This is a genomic window from Pseudomaricurvus albidus (genome assembly GCF_018863235.1).
GTDB classification, from domain to species: domain Bacteria; phylum Pseudomonadota; class Gammaproteobacteria; order Pseudomonadales; family Cellvibrionaceae; genus Pseudomaricurvus; species Pseudomaricurvus albidus.
Genome location: NZ_JAHKRS010000002.1, coordinates 218556 through 242407 on the forward strand (window position 1 = coordinate 218556; position 23852 = coordinate 242407).

27 protein-coding genes are annotated in these 23852 nt (G+C 54.6%); 8 read left to right on the forward strand and 19 right to left on the reverse strand.

The window, feature by feature from the left end; translation table 11 throughout:
* The first annotated feature begins 88 nt into the window (after positions 1–88).
* Complete coding sequence (murI, locus tag KOI40_RS04335; RefSeq protein WP_216096242.1) at positions 89–937, forward strand: glutamate racemase; 849 nt, start codon at positions 89–91, stop codon at positions 935–937.
* Positions 938–1020: 83 nt separating this feature from the next.
* The gene (locus tag KOI40_RS04340) at positions 1021–2076 is read left to right on the forward strand and encodes an NAD(P)H-dependent flavin oxidoreductase (RefSeq protein ID WP_216096243.1); all 1056 of its coding nucleotides are present in this window, start codon (positions 1021–1023) and stop codon (positions 2074–2076) included.
* 75 nt (positions 2077–2151) lie between these two features.
* On the opposite strand, the gene KOI40_RS04345 is transcribed toward KOI40_RS04340, so the two are convergent.
* A complete protein-coding gene (locus tag KOI40_RS04345) occupies positions 2152–2535 on the reverse strand; it encodes a DUF3127 domain-containing protein (protein ID WP_216096244.1) in 384 nt (127 codons plus the stop codon).
* A 190-nt stretch (positions 2536–2725) separates the two neighbouring features.
* Here KOI40_RS04345 and KOI40_RS04350 point away from each other — a divergent pair, with 190 nt between their 5' ends.
* Both KOI40_RS04350 and KOI40_RS04355 read left to right on the forward strand, forming a co-directional pair.
* Complete coding sequence (locus KOI40_RS04350; RefSeq protein ID WP_216096245.1) at positions 2726–3097, forward strand: DUF805 domain-containing protein; 372 nt, start codon at positions 2726–2728, stop codon at positions 3095–3097.
* Positions 3098–3209: 112 nt separating this feature from the next.
* Complete coding sequence (locus KOI40_RS04355; RefSeq protein WP_216096246.1) at positions 3210–4244, forward strand: CE1 family esterase; 1035 nt, start codon at positions 3210–3212, stop codon at positions 4242–4244.
* Here KOI40_RS04355 and KOI40_RS04360 read toward each other — a convergent pair.
* The 10 genes from KOI40_RS04360 to dksA form a co-directional block, all read right to left on the reverse strand.
* Positions 4241–4657, reverse strand: a complete 417-nt coding sequence (locus KOI40_RS04360; RefSeq protein WP_216096247.1) for a DUF3597 domain-containing protein — start codon at positions 4655–4657, stop codon at positions 4241–4243. The genes KOI40_RS04355 and KOI40_RS04360 overlap by 4 nt on opposite strands.
* A gap of 210 nt (positions 4658–4867) precedes the next feature.
* Complete coding sequence (gene panB, locus KOI40_RS04365; RefSeq protein WP_216096248.1) at positions 4868–5695, reverse strand: 3-methyl-2-oxobutanoate hydroxymethyltransferase; 828 nt, start codon at positions 5693–5695, stop codon at positions 4868–4870.
* A gap of 75 nt (positions 5696–5770) precedes the next feature.
* Positions 5771–6451, reverse strand: a complete 681-nt coding sequence (locus KOI40_RS04370) for a deoxynucleoside kinase (protein ID WP_369413144.1) — start codon at positions 6449–6451, stop codon at positions 5771–5773.
* A 13-nt stretch (positions 6452–6464) separates the two neighbouring features.
* Positions 6465–6950, reverse strand: coding sequence for a 2-amino-4-hydroxy-6-hydroxymethyldihydropteridine diphosphokinase (gene folK, locus KOI40_RS04375; RefSeq protein ID WP_216096249.1), 486 nt, complete (start codon positions 6948–6950; stop codon positions 6465–6467).
* Positions 6951–6955: 5 nt separating this feature from the next.
* Positions 6956–8308 carry a polynucleotide adenylyltransferase PcnB gene (pcnB, locus tag KOI40_RS04380; protein ID WP_216096250.1) on the reverse strand — a complete coding sequence of 451 codons (1353 nt, stop codon included), beginning with the start codon at positions 8306–8308 and terminating at the stop codon, positions 6956–6958.
* A gap of 1010 nt (positions 8309–9318) precedes the next feature.
* Complete coding sequence (locus tag KOI40_RS04385; protein WP_216096251.1) at positions 9319–10746, reverse strand: sigma-54-dependent transcriptional regulator; 1428 nt, start codon at positions 10744–10746, stop codon at positions 9319–9321.
* A gap of 56 nt (positions 10747–10802) precedes the next feature.
* Positions 10803–13766, reverse strand: a complete 2964-nt coding sequence (locus KOI40_RS04390) for an ATP-binding protein (RefSeq protein WP_216096252.1) — start codon at positions 13764–13766, stop codon at positions 10803–10805.
* A complete protein-coding gene (locus KOI40_RS04395; RefSeq protein ID WP_216096253.1) occupies positions 13756–13932 on the reverse strand; it encodes a hypothetical protein in 177 nt (58 codons plus the stop codon). The genes KOI40_RS04390 and KOI40_RS04395 overlap by 11 nt, the downstream gene beginning before the upstream one ends.
* 176 nt (positions 13933–14108) lie before the next feature.
* Positions 14109–15038: a tRNA glutamyl-Q(34) synthetase GluQRS gene (gene gluQRS / locus KOI40_RS04400; protein ID WP_233710008.1), complete on the reverse strand. Its 930-nt coding sequence runs from the start codon at positions 15036–15038 to the stop codon at positions 14109–14111.
* A gap of 40 nt (positions 15039–15078) precedes the next feature.
* The gene (gene dksA / locus KOI40_RS04405) at positions 15079–15522 is read right to left on the reverse strand and encodes an RNA polymerase-binding protein DksA (RefSeq protein WP_216096254.1); all 444 of its coding nucleotides are present in this window, start codon (positions 15520–15522) and stop codon (positions 15079–15081) included.
* 319 nt (positions 15523–15841) lie between these two features.
* On the opposite strand from dksA, the gene sfsA reads away from it, so the two are divergent.
* On the forward strand, positions 15842–16552 hold the full coding sequence (sfsA, locus tag KOI40_RS04410; RefSeq protein ID WP_216096648.1) for a DNA/RNA nuclease SfsA: 711 nt from the start codon (positions 15842–15844) through the stop codon (positions 16550–16552).
* A gap of 17 nt (positions 16553–16569) precedes the next feature.
* Here the strand turns inward: sfsA and KOI40_RS04415 are convergent, their stop codons facing one another.
* The 3 genes from KOI40_RS04415 to KOI40_RS04425 form a co-directional block, all read right to left on the reverse strand.
* A complete protein-coding gene (locus KOI40_RS04415; RefSeq protein ID WP_369413145.1) occupies positions 16570–16887 on the reverse strand; it encodes a Rieske (2Fe-2S) protein in 318 nt (105 codons plus the stop codon).
* A gap of 2 nt (positions 16888–16889) precedes the next feature.
* Positions 16890–17780, reverse strand: coding sequence for a protease HtpX (htpX, locus tag KOI40_RS04420; protein WP_369413146.1), 891 nt, complete (start codon positions 17778–17780; stop codon positions 16890–16892).
* Positions 17781–18147: 367 nt separating this feature from the next.
* Positions 18148–18435 carry a TfoX/Sxy family protein gene (locus tag KOI40_RS04425; protein WP_369413147.1) on the reverse strand — a complete coding sequence of 96 codons (288 nt, stop codon included), beginning with the start codon at positions 18433–18435 and terminating at the stop codon, positions 18148–18150.
* Positions 18436–18567: 132 nt separating this feature from the next.
* On the opposite strand from KOI40_RS04425, the gene KOI40_RS04430 reads away from it, so the two are divergent.
* Together KOI40_RS04430 and cysE are read left to right on the forward strand one after the other, a co-directional pair.
* The gene (locus KOI40_RS04430; protein ID WP_216096255.1) at positions 18568–19296 is read left to right on the forward strand and encodes a M15 family metallopeptidase; all 729 of its coding nucleotides are present in this window, start codon (positions 18568–18570) and stop codon (positions 19294–19296) included.
* A gap of 133 nt (positions 19297–19429) precedes the next feature.
* Positions 19430–20248 (forward strand): serine O-acetyltransferase, encoded by an 819-nt coding sequence (gene cysE / locus KOI40_RS04435; protein WP_216096256.1) that lies wholly within the window; start codon positions 19430–19432, stop codon positions 20246–20248.
* 10 nt (positions 20249–20258) lie between these two features.
* Here cysE and KOI40_RS04440 read toward each other — a convergent pair whose 3' ends face one another.
* On the reverse strand, positions 20259–20489 hold the full coding sequence (locus KOI40_RS04440) for a hypothetical protein (protein WP_216096257.1): 231 nt from the start codon (positions 20487–20489) through the stop codon (positions 20259–20261).
* Positions 20490–20540: 51 nt separating this feature from the next.
* A complete protein-coding gene (locus tag KOI40_RS04445) occupies positions 20541–20783 on the reverse strand; it encodes a hypothetical protein (RefSeq protein ID WP_216096258.1) in 243 nt (80 codons plus the stop codon).
* Positions 20784–21009: 226 nt separating this feature from the next.
* Here KOI40_RS04445 and KOI40_RS04450 point away from each other — a divergent pair, with 226 nt between their 5' ends.
* Positions 21010–21804: a hypothetical protein gene (locus KOI40_RS04450; RefSeq protein WP_216096259.1), complete on the forward strand. Its 795-nt coding sequence runs from the start codon at positions 21010–21012 to the stop codon at positions 21802–21804.
* Between the two features lie 69 nt (positions 21805–21873).
* On the opposite strand, the gene ppa is transcribed toward KOI40_RS04450, so the two are convergent.
* The 3 genes from ppa to apaG form a co-directional block, all read right to left on the reverse strand.
* A complete protein-coding gene (gene ppa / locus KOI40_RS04455; protein ID WP_216096260.1) occupies positions 21874–22404 on the reverse strand; it encodes an inorganic diphosphatase in 531 nt (176 codons plus the stop codon).
* A gap of 126 nt (positions 22405–22530) precedes the next feature.
* Positions 22531–23337 carry a symmetrical bis(5'-nucleosyl)-tetraphosphatase gene (locus KOI40_RS04460; RefSeq protein ID WP_216096261.1) on the reverse strand — a complete coding sequence of 269 codons (807 nt, stop codon included), beginning with the start codon at positions 23335–23337 and terminating at the stop codon, positions 22531–22533.
* 23 nt (positions 23338–23360) lie between these two features.
* Positions 23361–23741: a Co2+/Mg2+ efflux facilitator ApaG/CorD gene (gene apaG / locus KOI40_RS04465; RefSeq protein WP_216096262.1), complete on the reverse strand. Its 381-nt coding sequence runs from the start codon at positions 23739–23741 to the stop codon at positions 23361–23363.
* Positions 23742–23852: the final 111 nt, after the last annotated feature.

Here is a 23852-nt window from a genome sequence, read left to right on the forward strand (position 1 = left end):
TTAGTCGGTGCGTTTAACCTCATGGGCGTTGATTTCAGGCTCTGGCCTGTCACCAAACAGAATCAACAAGATAAAAACACCTAGCAATATGACGACTTCATTTATCGGCGTTTACGATTCGGGCCTTGGCGGATTGTCTGTTCTTCGAGCCATTCATCAAGTCTTGCCCAGAGAGCGTCTGGTGTATTTTGCCGATTCAGCTCACGCCCCCTATGGTGATCGCTCGATAAGCTGGATCGAGCAAAGAGTCTCAGCAGTTGTCGCCAGTCTGGAAGCTCAGGGAGCCAAGGCGGTGGTCTTGGCTTGCAATACCGCCACGGCTGTTGCCGTCGAAAATCTGCGCCTTAAGTACAGCATTCCCATTGTCGCGATCGAGCCGGGTATCAAGGTGGCGATTGAGCGTACGCTCAGTGGAGTGGTCGGGGTTATCGGCACTACGGGCACCTTGCACAGCGACCGTTATCAAACATTACTCGCGCGTCTTAAGGGTAAGGTTGAAGTACTGAGTTGCGCCACTCCGGGATTGGTGGAATATATCGAAGCCAATCAATTGGAAGCAGAGGGATTGCGCGCGCTGCTGCAGCAATACATTCAACCGATGTTGCACAGGGGCATAGACCAGCTGGTACTGGGTTGTACTCATTATCCCTTTATCGAACAGCAGATTCGTCAGGTGGTTGGCGATCGGGTGAGCTTGGTTAATCCTGCCGGTGCGGTTGCAAATTACTTGAATCAGCTGCTACAGAGCCATGGATTGTTAACGGTGGAAATCACTTCTGCCTTGATTGAAAAAGAGGGGCGAGAGGCTCGGCCAGAGGGCTTGTCAAATATTCAGGTTGTGACCTCGGGTGAGGTTACGCTTGCTCAACAATTTTTAAAGCAATCGGTTGGTTGGCAATTGACACCTGTTTTTGCCGAACTGCCTGTGTTGAGTTAACTGACAATTTGAAAACAAACTGGCCCGTCAGTGGCTGGATGGTCTAGGATTCAGCGGCAAATCCGTTATTGTGTGAGTGGTTTATGAATAATTTTTTGCGGTACAGATTAAACGTAGAGCATCCGATAATTCAGGCTCCGATGGTGGGTGTATCCACTCCGAGTCTTGCCGCAGCGGTGTCAAACGCCGGGGCTCTTGGGTCGATTGGCGTTGGCGCGAGTACCGCTGAACAAGCCCGTTCCGCCATTCAGGCCACTCGTCAATTAACAGACAAACCCTTCAATGTGAATCTGTTCTGTCATCAGCCTGCAACAGCACGACCGGACATAGAGGCACAATGGCTGGAGTATCTTGCGTCTCGCTTCTTAGAGTTTGACGCAGTACCACCGAATCAATTGCGTGAGATATATCCGAGCTTTTTGCAATCGACCGACATGCTCGAAATGCTTGTTGACGAAAAGCCTGCCGTTGTCAGTTTTCATTTTGGTTTGCCGCAACGTGAGTGGGTAGCTGCACTGCAACGAGAAGGAATCACAATTCTGTCTTGCGTCACCTCGGTGTATGAATTGATGCAAGCGCAAGCCGTTGGCGTCGATGCCATTGTTGCTCAGGGCGTAGAGGCCGGCGGACATCGTGGTGTGTTTGAGCCTGAACGTGACGATGAGTTGGGCACGCTCGCTTTGCTCCCCCAAATTATCAGAAAAACCGACCTGCCAGTGATAGCTGCGGGAGGCATTATGGATGGTCGCGGAATACACGCCATGATGGCGTTGGGGGCAAGTGGTGTGCAAATGGGTACTGCGTTTATTCTGTGCCCGGAGTCTTCGGCGAATGATCAATATCGCACAAACCTGAAAAGTGAGAAGGCTTACAACACCCGTATTACGAGCAATATTTCAGGTCGTCCGGCCAGAGGACTGGCCAACCGTTTTTACCACGAGCTCGATGTGGGGGCGCCGCCACGCCCGGATTATCCCATTGCCTATGATGCCGGCAAAGCTTTAACCGCTGCTGCATCGGCGAAAGGCTGTTTTGATTTTGCCGTGCAATGGGCTGGACAAGGCGCTCCCATGGCACGTGAGTTACCTGCGGAAGAGCTTGTCGCGCTGCTGGTAAGCGAGTGGCAAGCCTGTTGTTAACATCTTGCCGGTTCTACAAGGAGCGGTTCAACTTAATAAATGCGCTCTTTTCTTTGTGTTTGTCTATGACGGTGTTCAGAAGGGCACATCATCGTCATAGGCGTCCAATGGTGGCCCCTGATCAAAACCGGGAGGTACGCTGTTCTGATTGGCCTGAGCCAAAGACTCAATGCGCCAGGCCTGCAGGCTGTTAAAGCACTTTTCAGGCTTGCCCGGAGGCGACCAGAGGCGGCCGTTCAAGTTGAAGTGGACCTTGATCTCATCGCCGATATTGTAGGCATCCATAATGCCGCAGTTATCCTTGACCAGCTCCATCGCCAGATAATTCGGGTAGGCCTCGTTGACGCCTTCACCAGTTACCCGGATTACAAATTCACGTTTGATAAAACCGTTATTACCGTACTCGGTGGTGTCGCCGATGGAGTGGATAACACCCTGTGTTTCAAAACTGTTAGACATGGTTAATTCCTGATGGCTGAGGCGGCATTCTAACACTTCTCAGACAAAAAACTCGCGTACAAGACCATCCGGTTGGATTGTGGTGTTATTGCGATATCTCCGATATATTTGTGTCTGCGAGTGCAAAACGTGGGCTGTAGGGCCGGCCTCGCTACTGCCCGGTTAAATCGTGAGGTCATAAGGAGATGCTATGAACTGGTACCTGGATGTTTTGAAGAAATACGCGGTGTTTAACGGACGTGCGAGGCGCAAGGAATATTGGTTTTTCGCCTTGTTTAATGTAATTGCGACCATCATTTTAGCGTTTGTGGACTCGGCACTGGGGACATTCAATATGGAGACGGGTATTGGCATATTGGGCATGATTTATGCCTTGGCTGTATTGTTGCCTGCCATTGGTGTCGCTATTCGCAGATTGCACGATACCGGTCGCAGTGGCTGGTGGTTATTGCTGGCTATCCTCCCGCTTATCGGGGCGATCGTGTTGATTATTTTCTTTGTCCAGGACAGTGCGCCCGGCGAGAACGAGTACGGTGCAAACCCCAAAGGGGCAGCGGTTTGATGATTATCTGACTCAATAGGTGAAGCGGCAGATTGCAGATGCGGCTTCGCCCGTGTCGGGTCTGCACTACGCCAAACTCTTTTTTATAACAACAACAAAAAGAGGCTGTGGGATGTTTAAGTGGATTCTTGGGATTGTGTTCAGCCTGTGCCTGATTCTGGCAGGACTCTATGGTTATTTTGTCCGTTCCTACACAACAGCCGAACCCCCCGAAAGCGGTCAACTGAAGTTAGATAGTCTGGTCGTCAATAAGCTTGAACGCACGTTCACTTACTATCTGCCCGAGCAGCTGGGTGAGCAGCCGGCGTTGGTGTTTGTGTTACACGGTTCGATGGGCAGTGGTGAGGACATTCGCTGGCAGACTGCCTACGGTTTTGAGCATTTGGCGCAGACTGAAAACTTGATTCCCGTATATCCCAACGGCTTTGAAAATCACTGGAACGATTGTCGGGCGAGTGCCAATTACAGCGCCAACACGCAAAACATCAACGATCCTGCATTCTTTAAAGCCATGGTGGCCTACTTCAGGCAGCATTACGATATTGACGATCAGCGAGTGTTTGCAACCGGACTCTCCAATGGTGGGCACATGTCCTACCGTCTGGCGCTGGAGGTGCCTGAGTTGGTGCGAGCCATCGCGCCGATGGCGGCCAGCTTGCCGGTAAAGAACAACAATGATTGTGGTGTCCGTGGCAAACCGGTTTCGGTGGCGCTCTTTAACGGTACCAACGACCCGATCAATCCCTATGGTGGCGGGTTGGTAGAACTGATGGGGGATAGCTCGCGGGGAAGTGTCCAGTCATCGGATCAGACGATGGACTACTGGCGTGTTCTGGCGGGAATACCTTCACAGCCTTCCCGCCAGTGGCAGGTGACAACCGAGAAAAAACCAGGCCCGGTTGCGCAAGTGACAGAGTGGTCTGCCAATGGGGAAGTGATGCGGCTCTACAAACTGCTGGATTCCGGCCATGTCGTACCCTCATCCCAGGTGCATTTTGGTCGCCTGTTTGGGGGGGACGCTCCGCAGATAGAGGCCGCCGATGAGATCTGGGGATTTTTCAACTCACTGGAGAAAAAACGGGAGCCATCCAGCGCTCCGGTGGTTCCTCCTGAAGAGGGCAGTGAGCAGTTGGCTGGGCGACACTAATCCAACAGATCCGCAGGAATGTTGCCACCATTGTCTGCCAATTTTTGCAGTACCGTTTTGTGCAGCCACATATTCATTTGTGCTGACTCCTCCATCTTGTCGGCAGGGCAATTAAGCTCTGTCGCCAATTCTTTTCGCGCCCCGTAACTGCTGTCCAGGTTCAGCAGCTTTAGCAAATCCACAATGGAAGTTTTCCAGTTGAGATTTTCAGGGTTGGCTTTCGCCATGGTTTCAAGTTTGGCGACCACATCCACCATTTTCATGGTTTCGGGGTTGGTCAGACCGGGCTCGAGTTGAGGTTGGTCTGCGGCTGAGTCGGTGTCGGACGTGGCGCTGACGGTTTCGTCTTTGGGAGCGTTCGCGTCGTCTTTGCCGAAGCCCAGTTTTTCCATAATGCTGCTGAACATGCCCATAGTGGTGTCCTGTTTGATGGTGTGATCTGGATAAAGATAAGTACAGCGATCAGGAGAGATCCGTTGCCTCTAAGGCAGCAGAACTCTAAAAAGGTAGCACACGAATCAAGACAGACAACGGAGAATTCCGCTTTAGAAAGGAAGAGGCGACAATTCGTTTGTCGCCTTTGGGGCATGCATGAAGATGCAGTGTTTTTCTCTTAACCAGCCTTAAACAAAAATGTGTTCTTTACTGGGGAAGACACCCGTTTTTACATCGTTGACGTATTTTCTCATGGCGCCGGGAATATCACCCGCTTCAATCAAAAAGTTTTTGGAAAACTTGGGCGGTTGTTCGGTCAAACCGAGGATGTCATTGATCACCAGTACCTGTGCGTCGGTGTCGGTACCGGCGCCAATGCCAATCGTCGGCATGCTGACCGACTCGGTGATGCGTTTGGCCAGTGCCGAAGGAACGCACTCCAGTACCAGCAGATCGGCACCGGCGTCGTCCAGCGCTTTGGCATCGGCCAGGATTTGTTCGGCCTGGGCATCGCTGCGCCCCTGAACCCGAAAGCCGCCCAGTTTGTTGACCGATTGTGGGGTCAAACCCAGATGTGCACACACCGGTACGCCGCGGTCACTGAGCATCTGTACGGTGGGTGCCAGCCATTCGCCGCCTTCAATTTTCACCATCTGCGCGCCGGCCTGCATGATACGGGTGGCATTGACCATGGCTTGTTCGGGCGTGGCGTAGGTCATAAAGGGCAGGTCGCCCATGATCAGGGATTTGTTGTTACCGCGTTTTACGGCTTCAACGTGGTAGATCATTTGTTCCATGGTGACGGGGATGGTGCTGTCGTAACCGAGCACGGTCATGCCCAGACTGTCGCCAATCAGTAGCACTTCGACTCCGCATTTTTGTGCCATCGCGGCCATGGGGGCGTCGTAAAGGGCGACAGTGGCGAATTTTACGCCCTCCTCTTTCATCTTGCGCAAGGTGAGGGTGGTAATGGGTTTGGTAAGGCCGGCATCGGCCTGAACTGTTCCGTATGGCATAGCAATCACACTTTCAGTAATGACAGAATCGTCAGGGTTACGGCGCTCTTGAAGAGCGATAGCGCCGGTAACGAGTTATAACGTTGGGGTCGGATTATAGTAATGACGGCCGCTTTTCACCGTCAGCATATATTCGACCAGCTGTTGATAGTGATCCGGGTTGTTGGCCAGATCCAGCTCGGCGGCATTAACGATCAACAGCGGCGCCCGATCATAATAGTGGAAAAAGTGCATGTAGGCATCGTTGAGCGTCGTCAGGTAGTCGCTTTCAATGTTGCGTTCGGCCTGTACGCCGCGAGTGCGGATACGCTCTTCGAGGACATCATTGGGCGCCTGGAGGTAGATCACCAGGTCCGGGGCTGGCGCATTAATATCCAGCTGGTCGTAGACCTGTTGATAGATGTTCAGCTCGTCGTCGTCCAGAGTGACCTGGGCAAACAGCTGATCTTTATCCATCAGAAAGTCCGCCACGCGGCTGCTCTGAAACATGTCCTGCTGCTGCAGATCCTGAATTTGCTGGGCTCGCTGGAACAGAAAAAACAGCTGTGTAGGCAGGGCGGCGGCCTTGGGGTTGGCGTAAAAACGTTCCAGAAACGGGTTGGCGTCTGCCTGTTCCAGCATCAACTCGTAGCCCAGTGTGCGGGCCAGATGACTGGCCAGCGTGGTCTTCCCGACTCCGATTGGGCCTTCGATGGCGACAAATCGCGGCAGGTCGAGACCTGTAGTATCCAGGGTGATGTTAAAACCGTCACTCACAGTCTGCTCCTGATCAATCCTTAAGTTGGTGTAGCCCGTCACTTGAGCAGTGTGCCATTAATGACTCAAGTGTGTCACCGCAGGGAAGTATTAATTGAGGGGCGATGTCCGTCAGGGGGTAGAGGACAAAATTGCGCTGCGTTAAATAGGGGTGGGGTACCTGCAGGCGCTCTGTATCAATGATTTCTGAGCCGTACAGCAGCAGATCCAGATCGAGGGTTCTTGGCCCCCAGCGAATTTCCCGGACCCGTTCGTGGGCGTGTTCAATTGCCTGCAGCTGATCGAGCAGGTCATGGGGTGCCAGTCCGGTGGTCAGTTGCGCCACGCCATTGATGTAGTCTTGCTGCTCTCCGGGGCCCACTGCCCGGCTCTGGTACCAGGGCGAAGCTGATACCAGTGAAGTCTCGGGGATCTGGGCCAGTTCCTGCAGGGCCTGTTCTACCTGCTGGCGTGGGTTGTCAAGATTGCTGCCCAGCCCGATGTAAGCCACTGTGGTCATGGCGATTAATCTTGTCCCTGAGGCTTGGGTTTTCTGCGGCGCGGACGACGACGCTTGCGCGGCTGTCCCGATTCCAGCTTGGCGACCATGTTTTCCCGTTCCGCCGGGTCGACCTCCTGATAGCGGGTCCACCATTGGCCAAGGCCTTGTAAATCTTCACCGGCTTGCTCGCGCATCAGCACGAAATCGTAGCCGGCGCGGAAGCGGGGGTGCTCAAACAGACGTTCAGCCCGTTTCCCCTGACGACGTGGCAGGCGGTGTTGCAGATCCCAGATCTCTTTCATGCCCTGAGTGAAACGCTTCGGGATAGAGGTGGTGCGCAACTGGGCGGAAACAACATTGTGGGCGGCCTGCTGGTGAGCCTGAACCGGCTTCATGCCTTCGGCTTCCAGTTTGCGCTGCTCGGCGCAGACCGAGGGCCACAGCATGGCGGCGTAGATATAGGCCGGAGTGACCCGCTGATTGTTCTTGATGCGTTTGTCGGTATTGGTCAGTGCCTGCTGGATCAGGGCTTCGGCGAAAGGTTCGTCTTCCTTCAGAGCCTGATCCGTCAATGGCAGGATGTATTGCAGCAAATCGTATTCTTGCAGCAGCGGCAGTACGGCGCGGCCATAGCCCCCCATAAACAGCTTGAGAACCTCCTCAAACAGGCGGGCTTCGGGAATGTTGCGCAACAGGGAGCCCAGCTTGTGAATCGGCTCGGCAGAGTTCTTCTCGATATCGAATCCCAGTTTGCCGGCGAAACGGACCGCCCGAAGCATGCGCACCGGGTCTTCCTGATAGCGGGTTTCCGGGTTGCCAATCACGCGAATCCGGCGGCGGTTAATGTCCTGCAGACCGCCGGTAAAATCGTGGATACTGAAATGATCCAGGGTGTAATAGAGGGCATTGACGGTGAAATCACGGCGGATGGCGTCAGAGCGGATATCCCCGTAAACATTGTCGCGCAGCAGCATGCCGTCTTCAGACTTGGCCGAATGCTGGGCGCTGGCGTTGTCTTTGTGATTGTCGCGGAAGGTGGTGACTTCAATAATCTCGCGGCCAAAGCGCACGTGCACGATTTTAAAACGGCGACCGATGATGCGGGAGTTGCGGAACAGGTGTTTTACCTGTTCCGGCGTGGCGTTGGTGGCCACATCAAAATCTTTCGGATGATCCCCCAGCAGCAGATCTCGCACACCGCCGCCCACCAGATAGGCCTCGTAGCCGCCATCACCCAGTCGCTGCATCACTTTCAGGGCCGAGCGGCTGATGTCCCGGCGGGAGATGCTGTGCTTCTCGCGGGGAATAATCTGATGATTGATGGACGGGGCTTTACTGAAGGTGCTGATGATCGGTCGAATTAGCCGCTTTAACATGGTCGGTTACTGGGTTGGCTGCCGGGCTGGCCCGGATAGGCTTATGGATCGTAGACGCTCAGATTGAGCGGGATATGGAGGCGCAGTGTACCACGCAGAGGCGAGAAAGCCAGCCAAAGCAGGGCTCAGGCTGGCTTTCCGGGGCGGGATTAAAGCCCGCACTCAGCTATTTCTGAACGGTGACAATGATTTGGGTATATCGGTCGTGGGTGGTGAGAGGGTGGAAAAATACACCCCACAAATGAAAACGGGAAAGCCTAAGCTTTCCCGTAGAATTTTTTATTTTCCAGTTTTCTTATTTTCCCGCAAAACATTTGGCTTCCTTGCGTTGCGGTGATTTGCTCTGTGGCAAACACTCTCCAAATTTCAGTCAGTTGTAACAGTCAGTTTATCGCTTTGTTTTTATTATTTGTTGTTGTTATTAGTCTTGTTATTTTCTTTTTTATTATTTGTTGTTGTTATTATTTTGTACGCTTTTTTTATTATTATTTCTTGTTGTTATTGTATTAATGTTTTTTTTTATTCTTTATTGTTTTTATTATGACAGCACTAAAGCATTGTGCGTGCCAACTTTTAAAAAACTATATTTTTCAATGGGTTACAAGAAAATTGAGTTGGGGCGGGGCGTGCCAAAAAGGGTGGCTCGTTACCGATGGTCTCGGTTTTTGTTACTCATGACATAAGTTGGTAACACTTGAAGATGTGCCACACTTGTGAACAACTGTTACCGCGGTATAGGGGTTATCCCGCGGTTCAGCCGGTTGCCAGCTTGTTGGAAAGCTGGCCTGTAGAAAAGATCCTTGTCGCGTCATTCTGCTTATCCAGGATGACAGTAATAAAAGTGCCACTGTGCGGGGATAAACATTGCGCACCATCATAGACAGCGCTGGCCGGTCAGAGTTCAGTAACCCGTTTGAGAAAACAATAATCGGGGCAAGGACACAAAAAAGGGCGCTAAAGAGCGCCCTTTTCTCGTTTGGTTCAGCAGGTATGCCAAGTCACCCGGGGGGTTACTTGGCACTGGATGCCGTTTTTTTGCGGGGAATGCCCAGCCGTTGACGTCTCTCCCACAAACATTTGCGGCTCACGCCCAGCTTGCGTGCCAGTTCGGTCTCGCTCATGGTGTCCTGATGTTCAAGTACGAAGCGCTGGAAGTAGTCTTCCAGAGACAGGTCTTCATTGGACTCGGGCACCGCCAGAGAGGTCGCAGCGTCACGGTCTGTGCGGGTACGTCTGACCTGACTGGCGATTTCGTTACGGCTTTCGACATCGATTTCCACTTCCACCAGATCCAGATCAATGGCCAGCAGGTCGTGGGTAATTTCACGCTCGTCTTCACAGAGGATGGCTGAACGCTGCATGGCGTTTTCCAGCTCACGCACGTTACCGGGCCAGGTATAGGTGGTGATGGCCTGGATGGATTCAGGACTCAGAATCAGCGTGGGCTTGCCCAGTTGTTCGCAATAGCGCTCCAGAAGGGTTTCGGCCAGGGTGATGATGTCTTTGCCGCGGTCGCGCAGTGGCGGCAGGGTGAGCTGCACGACGTTGATGCGGTAGTACAAGTCTTCCCGAAATTTGCCTTCGCGACTCAGTTTGCGCAGGTCGCGGTGGGTGGCCGCCACCAGACGGACATCCACCTTGTGGGATTCGGTTGAGCCAATGGGGCGCACTTCGCCTTCCTGCAGTACCCGCAGCAGACGGGCCTGGGCTTCCAGCGGCAATTCGCCAATTTCATCAAGAAACAGGGTGCCACCGTCGGCAGCGGCCACCAGGCCTTCGCTTTTGCTGGCGGCGCCGGTAAACGCGCCTTTTTCGTGGCCAAAGAGTTCGGATTCGATCAGGGTTTCCGGGATGGCGGCACAGTTCACCGAGATCATGGGCTTGCCGGCGCGCGGGCTCTCGCTGTGAATGGCGCGAGCCACCAGTTCTTTACCGGTACCGGTCTCGCCGTGCACCAGCACAGTAGCTGGGGTCGGTGCGACCTTGTGGATGCGGTTGTAGAGGTTTTTCATCACCTGACTGGAGCCGATCATGCCGGGTATCTGATGGCTTGAGGTCTTGCTGACTTTTTTCTGCCGGGCGGCGTCGGTGGCTTTGCCGATCACCCGTTTGACGGCGATCAGCATTTCGTCGTGATCAAAGGGTTTGGCGATATAGTCGACGGCACCCAGTCGCATGGAGTCTACGGCTGAGCGCAGGCTGGCGTAGCTGGTCATGATCAGTACCGGCACATCGCCGGCGACTTTGATCATGTCGGTGCCCGGAGCGCCCGGCAGGCGCAGGTCACTGATGATCAGGTCATATCGAGTCAGGTCGTGGCGGGTGGTGGCTTCCTTGACGGAGGCTGCCTCGCTCACGGTGTATTTGTTGCGCTCCAGGAGCTTCCGCAGGGCGGTACGGATAATGACTTCATCTTCAACAACCAGGATGTTACTCATAGGCGCATTGTTACCCAATTTGTTACTAGAATGACCACAGGCTGCCTAGTGTTACCTTACTCGCCTTGAGTTTCAAGTTGCCGTGGTAATTTTATGCGAATTTGTGTGCCATTCAGTTGCCCGGGCACCGGGCTGATCAATTCCAGCTGGCCCTCGTGTTCCTCGACGATGCTGTAGACCATGGCCAGTCCAAGTCCGGTACCCTCGCCGGGTTCCTTGCTGGTAAAGAATGGCTCCAGCACCCGTGCCTGGTGCTCCGGCGGGATGCCGCTGCCTTCATCGGTGACCGTAAAGATCACCACATCGCCCTGCAGCTCGCCTTCAATGCGGATTTCGCTGTCCTGAGGACTGGCGTCGCGGGCGTTTGACAGCAAGTTAATGAAAACCTGTATCAGGCGCTGTGAGTCCGCTCGCAAATTCAGGTCGTCAGGTAACAGATTGGTAAACTGCACCTGTGTCTTTTCTTTCTGCAGTGACAACAGCTGGATCGCTTCCTCGGCGCAATCGCGCAGGCTGACGTCCATAAACTCGGCTTTTTCCTGCTGGCCGGTATGGGAGAAGCTCACCAGCGACTGGACGATTCGGCTCACCCGATTGGTCTGGCTGAGAATCTGCTCGGCCGTTTCCAGTGCGGCCTCGGGGTCATCGGTTTCGTATTTCAGGTTCTGGGCCAGGCAGGCGATACCGGTAATCGGGTTGCCGATTTCATGGGCGACCCCGGCAGCCAGTCGACCCACGGATGCCAGTCGCTCACTGTGAACCAATTCCTGCTCCAGCAATTGGGTTTCGGTCATGTCTTCCAGCAGGATCACCTGACCGTCTGCAATATTGGCGACGGGGCCGGCAATGGTGGCCTTGTGCAGGCTGATCCAGTGGGGGCCATCATCCAGATTCAGTTGCTGCTTGTGCAGGTGCAGAATCGGACTGGCGGAAAAGCCCTTGAGCACTTCGCGCCAAGGGGTTTGCAGATCTTCCAGTTGCGAGCCTGCCACTGATTCTGCCGAGATGCCGGTGAGCTGTTGCATGGCGTGGTTCCACATCAGGATTTCCATATCCTGCCCCAGTGAGCAGGCCGCCATCGGCAATTCTTCCAGTGTATTGCGGTGGTAGAGGCGCAGGTTGTTCAGTTCTGCCGCCAGACCGGTGAGGTGGCTGCGGTACTGGGTCAGGCGGCTTTCAATCAGGTTGATGTCCGCAGTGCCTTTGGCCTCCGGCAGGTGGTAGTGAATGTTGCGGTTGAGAATGTCCGCGGCCATGGCGGTGCCCATCAGCCCGGAGAGGTTGGCCTCGAGCTTGTTGCGAAGGCGGCGCAGGGCATAGGGCCGGCGGTCGTGAACGCTGATGTTCAGCTCATCCATGGCTTTTTTCACTTCCTTGCGCGCGGTGGTTTTCCCCAGGCTGCTGGAGAGGCGCTCGGTGAATTCGCCGGCGGAGTGAACGTCGAGAATCATTCGCAGTGGATGGCTGAGTTCGTCCTCGGCGCAGAGCTCGGCACTGTAGTGTTCTTCAACGCTGGGTTTGATGATCAGCGAGAGAAACACAAAGGCACTGACGTTCAGACCCAGTGAAATCAGGGTGATGTTGCTCCAGTGTTCAATGCCCAGTGGCAGGATGTATTCCGTGCCCGGAATCGGCAGATGGTTGATGCCGGTCAGCGCGGGCACAAACAGCGCTACCAGCCACACCAGACTGCCCAGACTCAGGCCGGTGAGAAACCCGCGGCTGTTGGCCGTGGGCCAGTAGGCCACGGCAAAGATACCGGGCAGGAATTGCAGGGTTTCAATAAAGGCCATCAGCGCGAGGTGGGTCAGACTGAGGTGGTTATTGAGGATCTGGTAAAAGGCATAGCCCAGCGCAAACACGGTAAAAATGATGATCCGCCGCAGCCACAACAGTTGCCGGTAGAGATTCTCACCGCGCTCCAGGCGAGTGGCGGGCAGAATCCACTGGTTGAGTAGCATGGTGCTGAGCGCCAGACCCAGCGAGATCATCGCGCCGGTAGCGGCTGACAAGCCGCCGAGGAACGCCAGAATCGTCAAGGATGGGGACTCTGCGGCCATGGGAATGCCGAGGGTGAAGTACTGTGCGGGCAGCGGCACACCCAGTTCAAAACCGGCCCAAAGGATGGGGAAAATGGGCAGTGCCATCAGCAGCAAGAACAGCGGAAAGGCCCAGCTCAGGGTCGAGGTGGTCTGGTGCAAAGGACTTTCCACCACACTCATATGGAAAATATGTGGCATGGCAACGGCGGTCGCCAGAAACACCAGCAGCAGGGTGTGCGAGGAGGAATCCTTGATCGGGGAATGCAGCAGCTCGAGATTCTCCGGATAGTCGAACAGCCATTGATCCAGACCGTCCATACCACCAAACACACCGTAGACGGCAAACAGGCCAATGGCACAGAAGGCGATGACTTTCACCAGAGTCTCAAACGCCATGGCGACGATCAGGCCGGGGTGATTCTCGCGGTTGGAGCCAAACAGAATGGTAAAGATCACCAGCACAATGCAGTAGGCCAGTGCCATCACTTCGCGGAAGCTCCAGTTGCTCAGCAGGGCTGGCAGTGGTTCTGAGTTGCGAAAGGTCAGAATTTGCAGGGTGTCTGCAATGGCCTGAATCTGCAGCGCCAGAAGGGGCAGTGAGGCCAAAAGCATACAGGCGGTGGTCATCACCCCGACCGCCTGACTGTGGTAGCGAAACACCAGCAGGTCCGCCAGGCTGCTGATTTGGAAGCGCCGCGCCAGCTGCGCCAGCGGAGCGATAGCCACAGGGGCGAACAGGAACAGGGCGCCGGTGCCCAGATAATAGGCGAGCGCACCGTATCCAAACTGGAAGGCCAGATCGATCACCCCGTAGTAGGCCCAGGCACTGGCAAAGATACCCAGCGCCAAAATATAAATAATCGGATGGCGTACAATCTTTTGCGGAATAAGGCCTTTGTCTGCGCTGAACGCGATGCCAAACAGCACCACCAGATAGGCAATACTGATCAGGGCAATTTCAAAAATATCAAAGGTCATTGGTGTGCTTTCGTTTGTGGAAAATGTAGGCGGCCACAATCAGCATCACCCAGATAATGTAGGGACGGTACCAGGCGCCTTCGGGGTTGATCATCCAGGTGAACAAGGTCGGCGAAAAGATGTACGCAATCAGGAGAAACAGAACCAGCAATCGTTGATTGTGCATAAGCTAAAACGTTCACCCTAGTGATGGCTTGGGCCGCGATGGCGGAGCGGGTATTGGGTTGCAGGCCGGCGTCACGTGCGTATGTTATTTGTCTGTATGTTTTTGGCGAGAGCGCAGGCAGGGCAATTATGGCAAGGCTGCCGGGTACAGGCAATGAAAGATCATCCCTGGTGGCCTTACTGGGGGATAACCATCCCGCCGGGGACTCGGCTGGGGTCCCAGTGCTCGATGCCCCATTGCAGCAATTCTTCGCAATTGTTATCCCGCTTCTGGGGGGGATTCAGGCCCAGCCGTTGCAGCGCCAACAGCAGGTTGTCCGCGGCCCGTTCCGGTTTGAGCGGTTCGGCAAAGGTCTGTTTGCTCAGCTTCTGGCCCTTGCCGTTGACGATCACCGGCAGGTGCGCCATGTGCGGCGGTTGATGGCCGAGGCGCTCAAACAGATAGCGCTGACGGCCACTGGAGTCGAGCAGGTCACTGCCGCGCAGGATGTGGGTGATACCCTGGGCAATGTCGTCGACCACAACCGCCAGCTGGTAGGCAAACAGTCCGTCTTTGCGCAGGATCACAAAGTCCCCCACAGTTTTTGCCAGATCCTCCCGCTGTGGTCCCTGAAACCCGTCCACAAAACAGATTGGGTTTGCCGGAGACTCGGGGATTTGTACGCGGATGGCGTAGGGGGGGCGCTGGGGTGGATGCCGGCGGCAGTGACCATCGTAAGCGGGCGCCTGGGGCAGGGATTTGAGTCGCTGGCGGGTGCAGTTGCAGGGATAGGTCAGCCCTTGCTGGCCCAGTTGTTCCAGCGCTTCCTGATACGCTGCCTGACGCTGGCTCTGGTACATTACAGCGCCGTCCCAGTGCAGCTCGTGGGCTTGCAGGCAGCGGAGGATGCTGTCGGCAGCTCCGGCCTGTTCGCGGGGAGGGTCCAGATCCTCCATGCGCACCAGCCACTGCCCCTGATGTCTGCGGGCATCCAGATAGGAAGCCACGGCGGTCAGCAGTGAGCCCTCATGCAGTTCACCGGTGGGGGATGGAGCAAAGCGACCAACGTAACCGTTGTTTGGGGGGGAGGTATCTGGAGGCATATGAGAGGTACAATTCGCAGACATAAAAAAGGCGCCAAAAGCGCCTTTTTTTCATCTCGCGGGATTAGCCGCCGACTTGTTTTTCCTTGATCTCATCAAGGGTTTTGCAGTCGATACACTGGGTTGCAGTGGGGCGAGCTTCCAGGCGTCGGATGCCGATTTCTACGCCACAGGTATCGCAATAGCCATACTCGTCATCGTCGATCAGCTGCATGGTACTGTCGATTTTCTTGATCAGTTTGCGCTCGCGATCACGGGTTCTCAGCTCCAGGCTGAATTCCTCTTCCTGGCTGGCCCGATCGGCCGGGTCGGGAAAGTTCGCCGCTTCGTCTTTCATATGAGACACGGTGCGGTCGACTTCTTCCATTAACTCGGTTTTCCATGTTTGCAACAATCCCCGGAAGTGCGCCTTCTGGGCATCGTTCATGTACTCCTCACCTTTTTTCTCTTTGTAAGGGGTGAACCCTCTCAGAGTAATGCTTTCGGTGGTTTTAGAGCTCTTAGGCATCGTTTGTGCGCCTCGTGGTAACGTCCAATTATTTTTACTTGGGTTATGGAACCCAGATCCGATGGCCATTCCAGCCAGACCGAGCAAGCTAGCAGATATCCACAAAGCTCGCCAGCGGTTTTTTAGCGCTTGGGGACCTTTATAAGGCTCACTTGATCGGGCGCGGATACTGCTACTCCCGGGAGGTCCTGTCAACTTCATTTTCATGGCAAGGCGGCCTTCTTGTCATTTGAATCATCCGAATTGCAGTTTCCCGGTCAATCCATACACTGTGGGCCAGAAAATAGTGTCTCAAGTATCATTTCCGGGAGAATTCACCATGCAGTGTCAGCCCAAACTGGAGCAGGGAACCCTGCTGAAGCGCTATAAACGCTTTCTGGCGGATGTGCGTCTGGCGGATGGCAGCGAAATCACGATCCACTGCCCCAACACCGGTTCCATGAGGGCGTGTCTGGCGGAGGGCAGCCCCTGCTGGTTCTCCACATCCGATAACCCCAAGCGCAAGTACCCCAATACCTGGGAGATCGCCACTACGCCCGCGGGGCATCTGGCGGGTGTGAATACCGGGCGAGCCAATGCCCTGGTGGCAGAGGCCATCGAACAGGGCGTCATTGCGGAGTTGCAGGGCTACCCGCAGCTGAAAACTGAAGTGCGCTACGGCGAAGAGCGCAGCCGCATTGATATTTTTCTGTCGGGACGGGAGGGTGAGCCCGACTGCTACGTAGAGGTGAAGAACGTCACGCTATGGGAAGAGGGGGGACAGGGACTGTTTCCGGATTCAGTGAGTACCCGCGGCACCAAGCATTTGCGGGAACTGGCGTTGATGGTAGAGCAGGGGCAGCGCGCGGTGCTGCTGTTCTGTGTCCAGCACAGCGGTATTGAAACAGTGTCGCCAGCCGTGGAAATCGATCCGGAGTACGCCAATACCCTGCGAGAAGTGGCGGCCAAGGGTGTGGAAGTTTATGCCTATCAGGCGGATTTGAGCGCCGAGGAAATCGTTCTGCGTCGCCCTTTGCCGGTGGTGATCTGAGACCAGTTGGCCTCAGTCTAGACGTCGACCCACACCTGACCGTCCCGGATGTCTACCTTCAGTGCCTCCAGAGACTGGCCACTGCAGGGGCCGGAAACACAGAAGCCTTCCTGAATGGTAAACAGGGCTCCGTGGGTCGAGCATTGAATCAGTTCCCCTTCCAGATCGAGAAACCGATCCGCCTGCCACTCCAGCTGGATCCCCAAATGGGGGCAGCTGTTGCGGTAGGCGTAGACCTTGTCGTTCTGGCGAACCACAAAGATGGACTCTTCATCGAAGGAAAAGCCCTTGCTGTAGTAGTTGGTCAGCTCTTCCAGAGCGCACAGGAAAATCACCCTTATGCCGCTTGAAGAGCCGCGATGCGCTCAGGCAGAGGTGGGTGGCTGGAGAACAGCTTGGACATCTGCTGTTTAAAGCCGCCGCTGATGCCAAAGGCGTAGATGCTGTCCGGCATGGAACTGGGCACCTGGGCTTCGACTTCCATCTGCAGGCGACGCAGGGCATTGATCATGGCGTCGCGACCGGCCAGATTGGCTCCGGCTTCATCGGCGCGGAATTCACGGTAGCGGGAAAACTTCATGACGATGATGGACGCCAGAACCGCCAGAATCATTTCGGAGACAAAGGTCACAATATAGAAGGCGATGCCGTGGCCCTCTTCATTCTTGAATACCACCCGATCCACCGTATGGCCGATGATGCGGGCAAAGAACATCACAAACGTGTTGATCACCCCCTGAATCAGCGACAGGGTCACCATATCGCCGTTGGCGACGTGGCCAATCTCGTGAGCCAGCACCGCCCTCACTTCATCGCGATTGAATCGTTGCATCAGACCGGCACTCACAGCCACCAGAGCTTTATTGCGGCTCCAGCCGGTGGCAAAGGCGTTGGATTCCTGTGCCGGGAAAATACCCACTTCAGGCATTTTGATGCCGGCTTTCTCAGACAGTTCGGCCACGGTTTGCATCAACCAGGCTTCTTCCGGGGTTTGTGGGCGCTCAATGACCTGAGTCCGGGTACTCATTTTGGCCATAAACTTGGACAAAAACAGTGAGATCAGCGAACCGCTGAAACCAAACACCGCACAAAACACCAACAGGTTGGTGAGGTTGAGACCTCCGCCGGTGCTTTCCAGATAGGAGCCGACCCCCAGAAGATTCAGGGTGATACTGGCAACAAAGATAACCGCAAGGTTTGTCAGTAAAAATAAACCAATCCGCAACACAGATGATACTCCGGTAATAAAGGGAAATAACTGCCCTTTAAGATCTGTGCCAGGGCCGAAAAAATCAATGGAGTGATGCCTTCCGCAGAGGTAAAGAAGTGAAAATTCAGTCAAAAAAAAGGCCACCCAGTGGGTGGCCTAACAACCGTGATTAGCCTGTTTAGGAGAGAAGGTCATGAGACCTAAACCCAACCGCCTCCGAAGAAACGATGTGAGAATAATAATATCTCTCACTTGAGTTGTCAATGGTAATGATTATCATTTGTAAAATGATTGGCACATAAAGGCACAATGAAGGATCAAAGAGTGAGGTAGTGAGGTTGCACCCAGGTATTCTGGGCACGAATTGGCTTAAATGGTCAACGGATCAGGAGGGCTGTGAGTTCTTTTCTTCCTGCGCAGCCGCATCTTCAATCAGACGCTGTTTGACACTGGGTTCAAGGTCGTTCCAGTGAATGCCCAATAATGCACCTTGAAGTGCGTACAGCATCACTTTCGAAACGTGTATTCCCCGGTTTTTTATGCGAATGTAAGCCTCGACAGGCCCCATGTTGTTCAGGTCAGCATAAGAATTGACGCCAATGGCGTGCAGGATATTGACGGAGGCGGCTCCGAGATTCTTGAGCTGGAGCAAATCACTATGACGGTCGGTCACAACGGCGAGTCCCCAAATTGAGTATTTATTGTATTTATGCACTCTTCGACTCATAGGTCGTACCGTTATAATACATGCTTCCCGGTTGATGGCAAATCTGCTCTGTCGCTGTAAGTGAGTTGTGAGTTATTTATGAGAAATGAGTCCAGTCCCCTGAGCGGTGAACTCTTTGCCGAGTTGACCGGTCAGACCGAGTCCCATCTTGTGTCCTGCAATAGCCGAGAGAGCGAGCATGGTGCCCAGGTGTTGATTCATGCGGATGCTCTGAAACCATTCCTGCGCCTGCGGGACAAGGCTCGTCAGGCGGGCTTTGAGCTGGCCATTGCCAGCAGTTTTCGGGGCTTTGATCGGCAGCAGCATATCTGGCAGCAAAAGGCCGCTGGCAAACGCCCGGTATTCGGCGTCGACGGCAAACCGCTTGATCCCAGGGCGCTCAGTGACGAGCAGCTGCTCTGGGCGATCTTGCGCTGGTCGGCGTTGCCCGGTGCTTCCCGCCATCACTGGGGCTCGGATCTGGATGTTTACGACGCCGCCGCGGTCGATGACGATTACCGCCTGCAACTGGTGCCGGAAGAGTACGCCCCCTCGGGACCATTTGGCCTGTTTCGTCAGTGGCTCGATACGCTGATTGAAGAGGGTGAAGCCGAGGGTTTTTTCCACCCGTATGCGCGGGATTTGGGGGCGGTTGCACCGGAGCCCTGGCACATCAGCTATCGCCCAGTGGCGCAGCGATATCAGGCCCTGTTCGATGCGGAGGTTTTTCAGCAATTGCTGGCGAGTGGCGCCTGGCCGTTATCGGGCGAAATTCAGCGCCATGCGGACGATATCTACCGCCGATATGTGCAACTGGAGCCTGCCTGACATTCCCGGATGGGTGCTAACCGTTGCCAAGCTGGTTACAATTAACTCAATGAACACATGAATCGCGTGAGTATCGGGCTTGCAGTCTTCCAGGGGCGGCAGAGCTTGCGCTCGGACGCAGGAGGGTTAGGTGATGGCTCAGGATGTAACGGCGGCAAATCTGGCTGCCGGCGAAGCGGAAGACTTTATCTGGCAGGCAATACGTGCCGAGGCGGAAGCGTCCAGCCGCGATGAGCCCATGCTGGCGAGCTACTATCATGCGTCGATTCTCAAACATGAGAGTTTTGAGGCGGCGATCAGTTTCCACATGGCGAACAAGCTCGACAGTTCAACCGTGCAGGCTATGACCGTGCGGGAAGTCTTTGAAGAGGCGCTGGCGTCTGATCCGACGATCGGTGAGGCCATGCGTGCCGACATCAAGGCATACAAGGATCGCGATGCCGCCTGTGATAAATTCACCATGCCGTTTCTGTATTTCAAGGGGTATCACGCCTTGCAGGCGCAGCGAGTGAGCCACTGGCTGTGGTTGCGCGGTCGGAAATCGCTGGCTTTATACCTGCAAAATCAGATTTCTCAGGCTTTCGGTGTCGATATTCATCCCGGAGCCACCATCGGCAAGGGAATCATGATCGACCACGCTACTGGTGTGGTGGTGGGAGAGACTGCGGTCATTTGCGACGACGTGTCGATGCTGCATTCAGTCACGCTGGGCGGCTCGGGCTGTCAGGGTGGGGATCGTCATCCGAAAATTGGTCGCGGGGTATTGATCAGTGCGGGGGCGAAGATTTTGGGGGGGATCACCATTGGTGAAGGTGCCAAAATTGGTGCTGGCAGTGTGGTGCTTGAATCCGTGCCAGCGCACACTACCGTCGCGGGGGTACCTGCCAAAATTGTTGGTCGCCCACGGTGTCAGGAGCCTGCGCTGGATATGGATCATCAGCTGGGAGACTGATGATCTTCCCTTACAGCTGGTTGTTTCTGAGCTGCATCCAGTTCAATACTGATTGGCGGCTGTGCATCAGGCCACTAAGATGCCTCACCATATCCAGATCGGGCTGGGTATCCTGCTGCAGTTGCGCAATGCGCTTGTCCAGTGTCTGGATTTCGGTTCGAAGCTGATTGACCATATGCAGACTGGTGGCTTCCTGATCGGAGAGCCCCAGGCTCCGTTGATGTCTTCTACTCTTTTTCATTAGACTTCCTGTCCTTCTGTGGCTTCAGTACATGGGTCGCGCTGTTTGCGGCTAACAGGCCAGTTCCGGTTGGGGCTGGTAACTGGTGAGCCAGCCCAGCACCGAGAGACGACTGTCGAGCATGTCTTCGTAGGTTTTCAGAATGACGGTATTTGGAGTTGCTTGCGCAGTGAGCGTGGCAATGCGTTTTTCCAAATAGCTGATGTCGTTAGCAATCTTTTGTGAGATCGCTGTGATCTTGATCCGCTGGTCGCCAATGACCAGGGTCGTGCAGTTGCAGTGGGAGCTTGGCATAACTTGATTCATTCCGTGAGAGTTATGTTCGGTGGTGTTTATATCCTTAACCTTTATATTATGAGTGACTTATTTCCTTTGCGCCAGTAGTCAATCGCTGATTTCCGTGTAGGATTTTGCCTACAGGCGGTGCTATGATCGAGCTGCGTTTGTCGCAATGATATTTGCGACATGCGGCAAAAGTAGCAAACAAAACTAACTTTCTAAGCCGAAATTCCCAAAACCTATGACTCAGTCTGATCAGCCTTTGTTTGATGTGATTTTCCGTGGAGACATTGCTCCAGGTCACCAACTGCTGGACGTCAAGGCGAACATGGCCAAGCTGTTCAAAGCGGATATGGCCAGGATTGATGCCCTGTTTGTTGGGGGCGCGGTAGCGTTGAAGAAGAATCTGGATCAGACGACGGCGGAAAAGTACCAGGCGGTCTTAAAAAGTGCCGGTGCCGATGTGCAGCTGGCTGAAGCGGGCAAGATTGGTAAGAAAAAGCCTGCCCGGAAAAAAACAGTTCCGTCCGCGAAGGCAAAATCACCGGCAGAGCAACCGATGACCCTGCAGCAGCGTTTAGCGGCTCAGGAGGCCGAACGTGAGCAGCAGGAGGCACATGCCAGGAAAGAAACTGAGCGGGCTGCACCTCAGGTGAGTATTTCCACCGAGAGCGATGACACCGGATTTACCCTGGCCCCGGTTGGCGCAGAGCTGTTGGAGGGGGTAGAAAAAGAAGAGCTGCCCGAGGTGGTAGTGGACATCAGCCAGATGACATTGCGTCCTCAGGAGGGCGATCTGGTGGATGACAATGAGCGTTTTGTCGTTGAGCCGGTGAGTGTGCAGGTGGCAGATTATGGCCTCAGTGAGCTGGGTGACGATCTGTTGCACGAGGATGAAAAGCAGAGCTTGCCGCTGATTGAAGTCGCAGTGCCGGAGGTCGATATCGCGCCGGTAGGCAGTGATATGGGACAGCTCAGGGGAGATGAACCTCCGCCACCCCCGGACACCAGCGGGCTGTCAATCAAAGAAGATTGATTACCGGGCAGACAATAAAAAAGCCGCTCAATGAGCGGCTTTTTTGTTCACGACGTATGCGTCAGACAATTAACCTTTCTGATAGTTGGCCACAGCGTCGTTGATCTCTTTGCGAGCTTCTTCGGCGTTGCCCCAGCCCTCAATTTTTACCCACTTGCCAGGTTCCAGATCTTTGTAGTGCTGGAAGAAGTGAGAAATCTGGTTCAGGGTCAGCTCTGGCAGGTCAGAGATGTCCTGCACGTCTTTGTACAGCGGAGTGACTTTCTCGTGTGGTACGGCAACGATTTTGGCATCTTCACCGCCGTCGTCGGTCATTTTCAGCACGCCAACAGGACGACAGCGAATAACGGCACCAGGCACCACGGCCAGAGGCATAACGACCATGACATCAACCGGGTCGCCATCACCACACAGGGTGTGGGGGACGTAGCCGTAGTTGGCAGGGTAGTGCATGGCAGTGCCCAACATGCGGTCTACAAAGATTTCACCGGAATCCTTGTCCACTTCGTACTTGATGGGGTCGCCGTTGAGAGGGATTTCAATAATAACGTTGATGTCGTTTGGCAGGTCTTTACCGGCTGAGACTTGATCGTAGCTCATGATCTGGATTCCACTGGTGAGTAAATTTGGCCGAGATTCTACCACAATCCGGCAGCAGCTCAATTGGACGGCAGGCTAAGCTTGGTGCTTATCCTTGCCGTCTCGACGCTTCAGAGTGTGATCTGCCTAGCAATCGCAGTAATAGTACTGCTCGTCCTCCAGGCAGAACATGGTCATATGACCGCCCCAGACACAGCCGGAATCCAGCGCGTAGACGTTGTCCACCCCGGTGTAGCCTTCCAGTGCCGCCCAGTGGCCAAAAATGATTTTGTCCTTGCGGGTTTTGCGTTTGGGATGGGAAAACCAGGGCGCATAGCCTTTGGGGGCATTGTTAATCCCGCTTTTGGCCTGCAGTTCCAGTCGACCCTTGCTGTCGCAAAAACGCATGCGGGTAAAATAGTTGGTGATGATACGCAAGCGATCCGGCCCTTTCAGGTAGCGGCTCCAGATGGCGGGCTGATTGCCATACATCTTGGCAAGGAAGTGGTCGAACTGGTCGCTCTTTAATACCGTTTCCACTTCTTTAGCGCGTTTCAACGCTTTGCGCAGACTCCATTGCGGGGGAATGCCCGCGTGCACCATGGTAAACCCCAGCTTGCTGTCATGGTGGATCAGTGGACACTGGCGCAGCCAGTCGAACAGGGTTTCACTGTGCTTGGTGATGAGGATGTCATCCAGAGTGTCACTGTCCGATGGCAGTCGATGGCCATAGGCCACAGCCAGCAGATGCAGGTCGTGATTGCCCAGTACTGCGACGACGTTGTCGCGCATATCGTACAGGTATTGCAAGGTTTCCAATGATTGCGGACCGCGATTGATGAGGTCTCCCACCAGCCACAAGGTGTCCTTGTCCGGATTGAACTGAACCTTCTTCATCAGGCATTGCAGTGGTTCCAGACAGCCTTGCAGGTCTCCAACAGCGTAGGTGGCCATAGTAATTCCAGTCTATCGTTTTCTTAGTGCAGCCGGTGAGGGGGCACCAGGGCAAATGCGGGAATCGGCACGTCAAACAGGTCACCGCTGTCGGCGCGCATCTGGTAAGAGCCTTCCATGGTGCCGGTTTCTGTCTCCAGAACCGAGCCGCTGGTGTAGGTGTATTCTTCGCCCGGAGCCAGTACGGGTTGCTCTCCGACCACGCCGACACCGGCAACCTCCTGAATTTCGCCGTTGGCGTCAGTGATTTTCCAGTGGCGACTGATCAATTGTGCGGTTTCTTCACCCTCGTTGGCGATGGTGATGGTATAGGCAAACACAAACTTTTTTTGTTGTGGTTGGGATTGTTCCGGTAAGTACCGTGTTTTTATGTGAATTCGAATGCTGTCGCGTTCTTCCGTCATAGTGATGTTTCAATCAGAGTGTTACTTCAATCAGGTCCTGTCGCAAGACCGGAAACGAGTGCCGGAGATTCAGTGCCGGGCAAGGTGTCAGAGCAGGATACGATAGTCTGT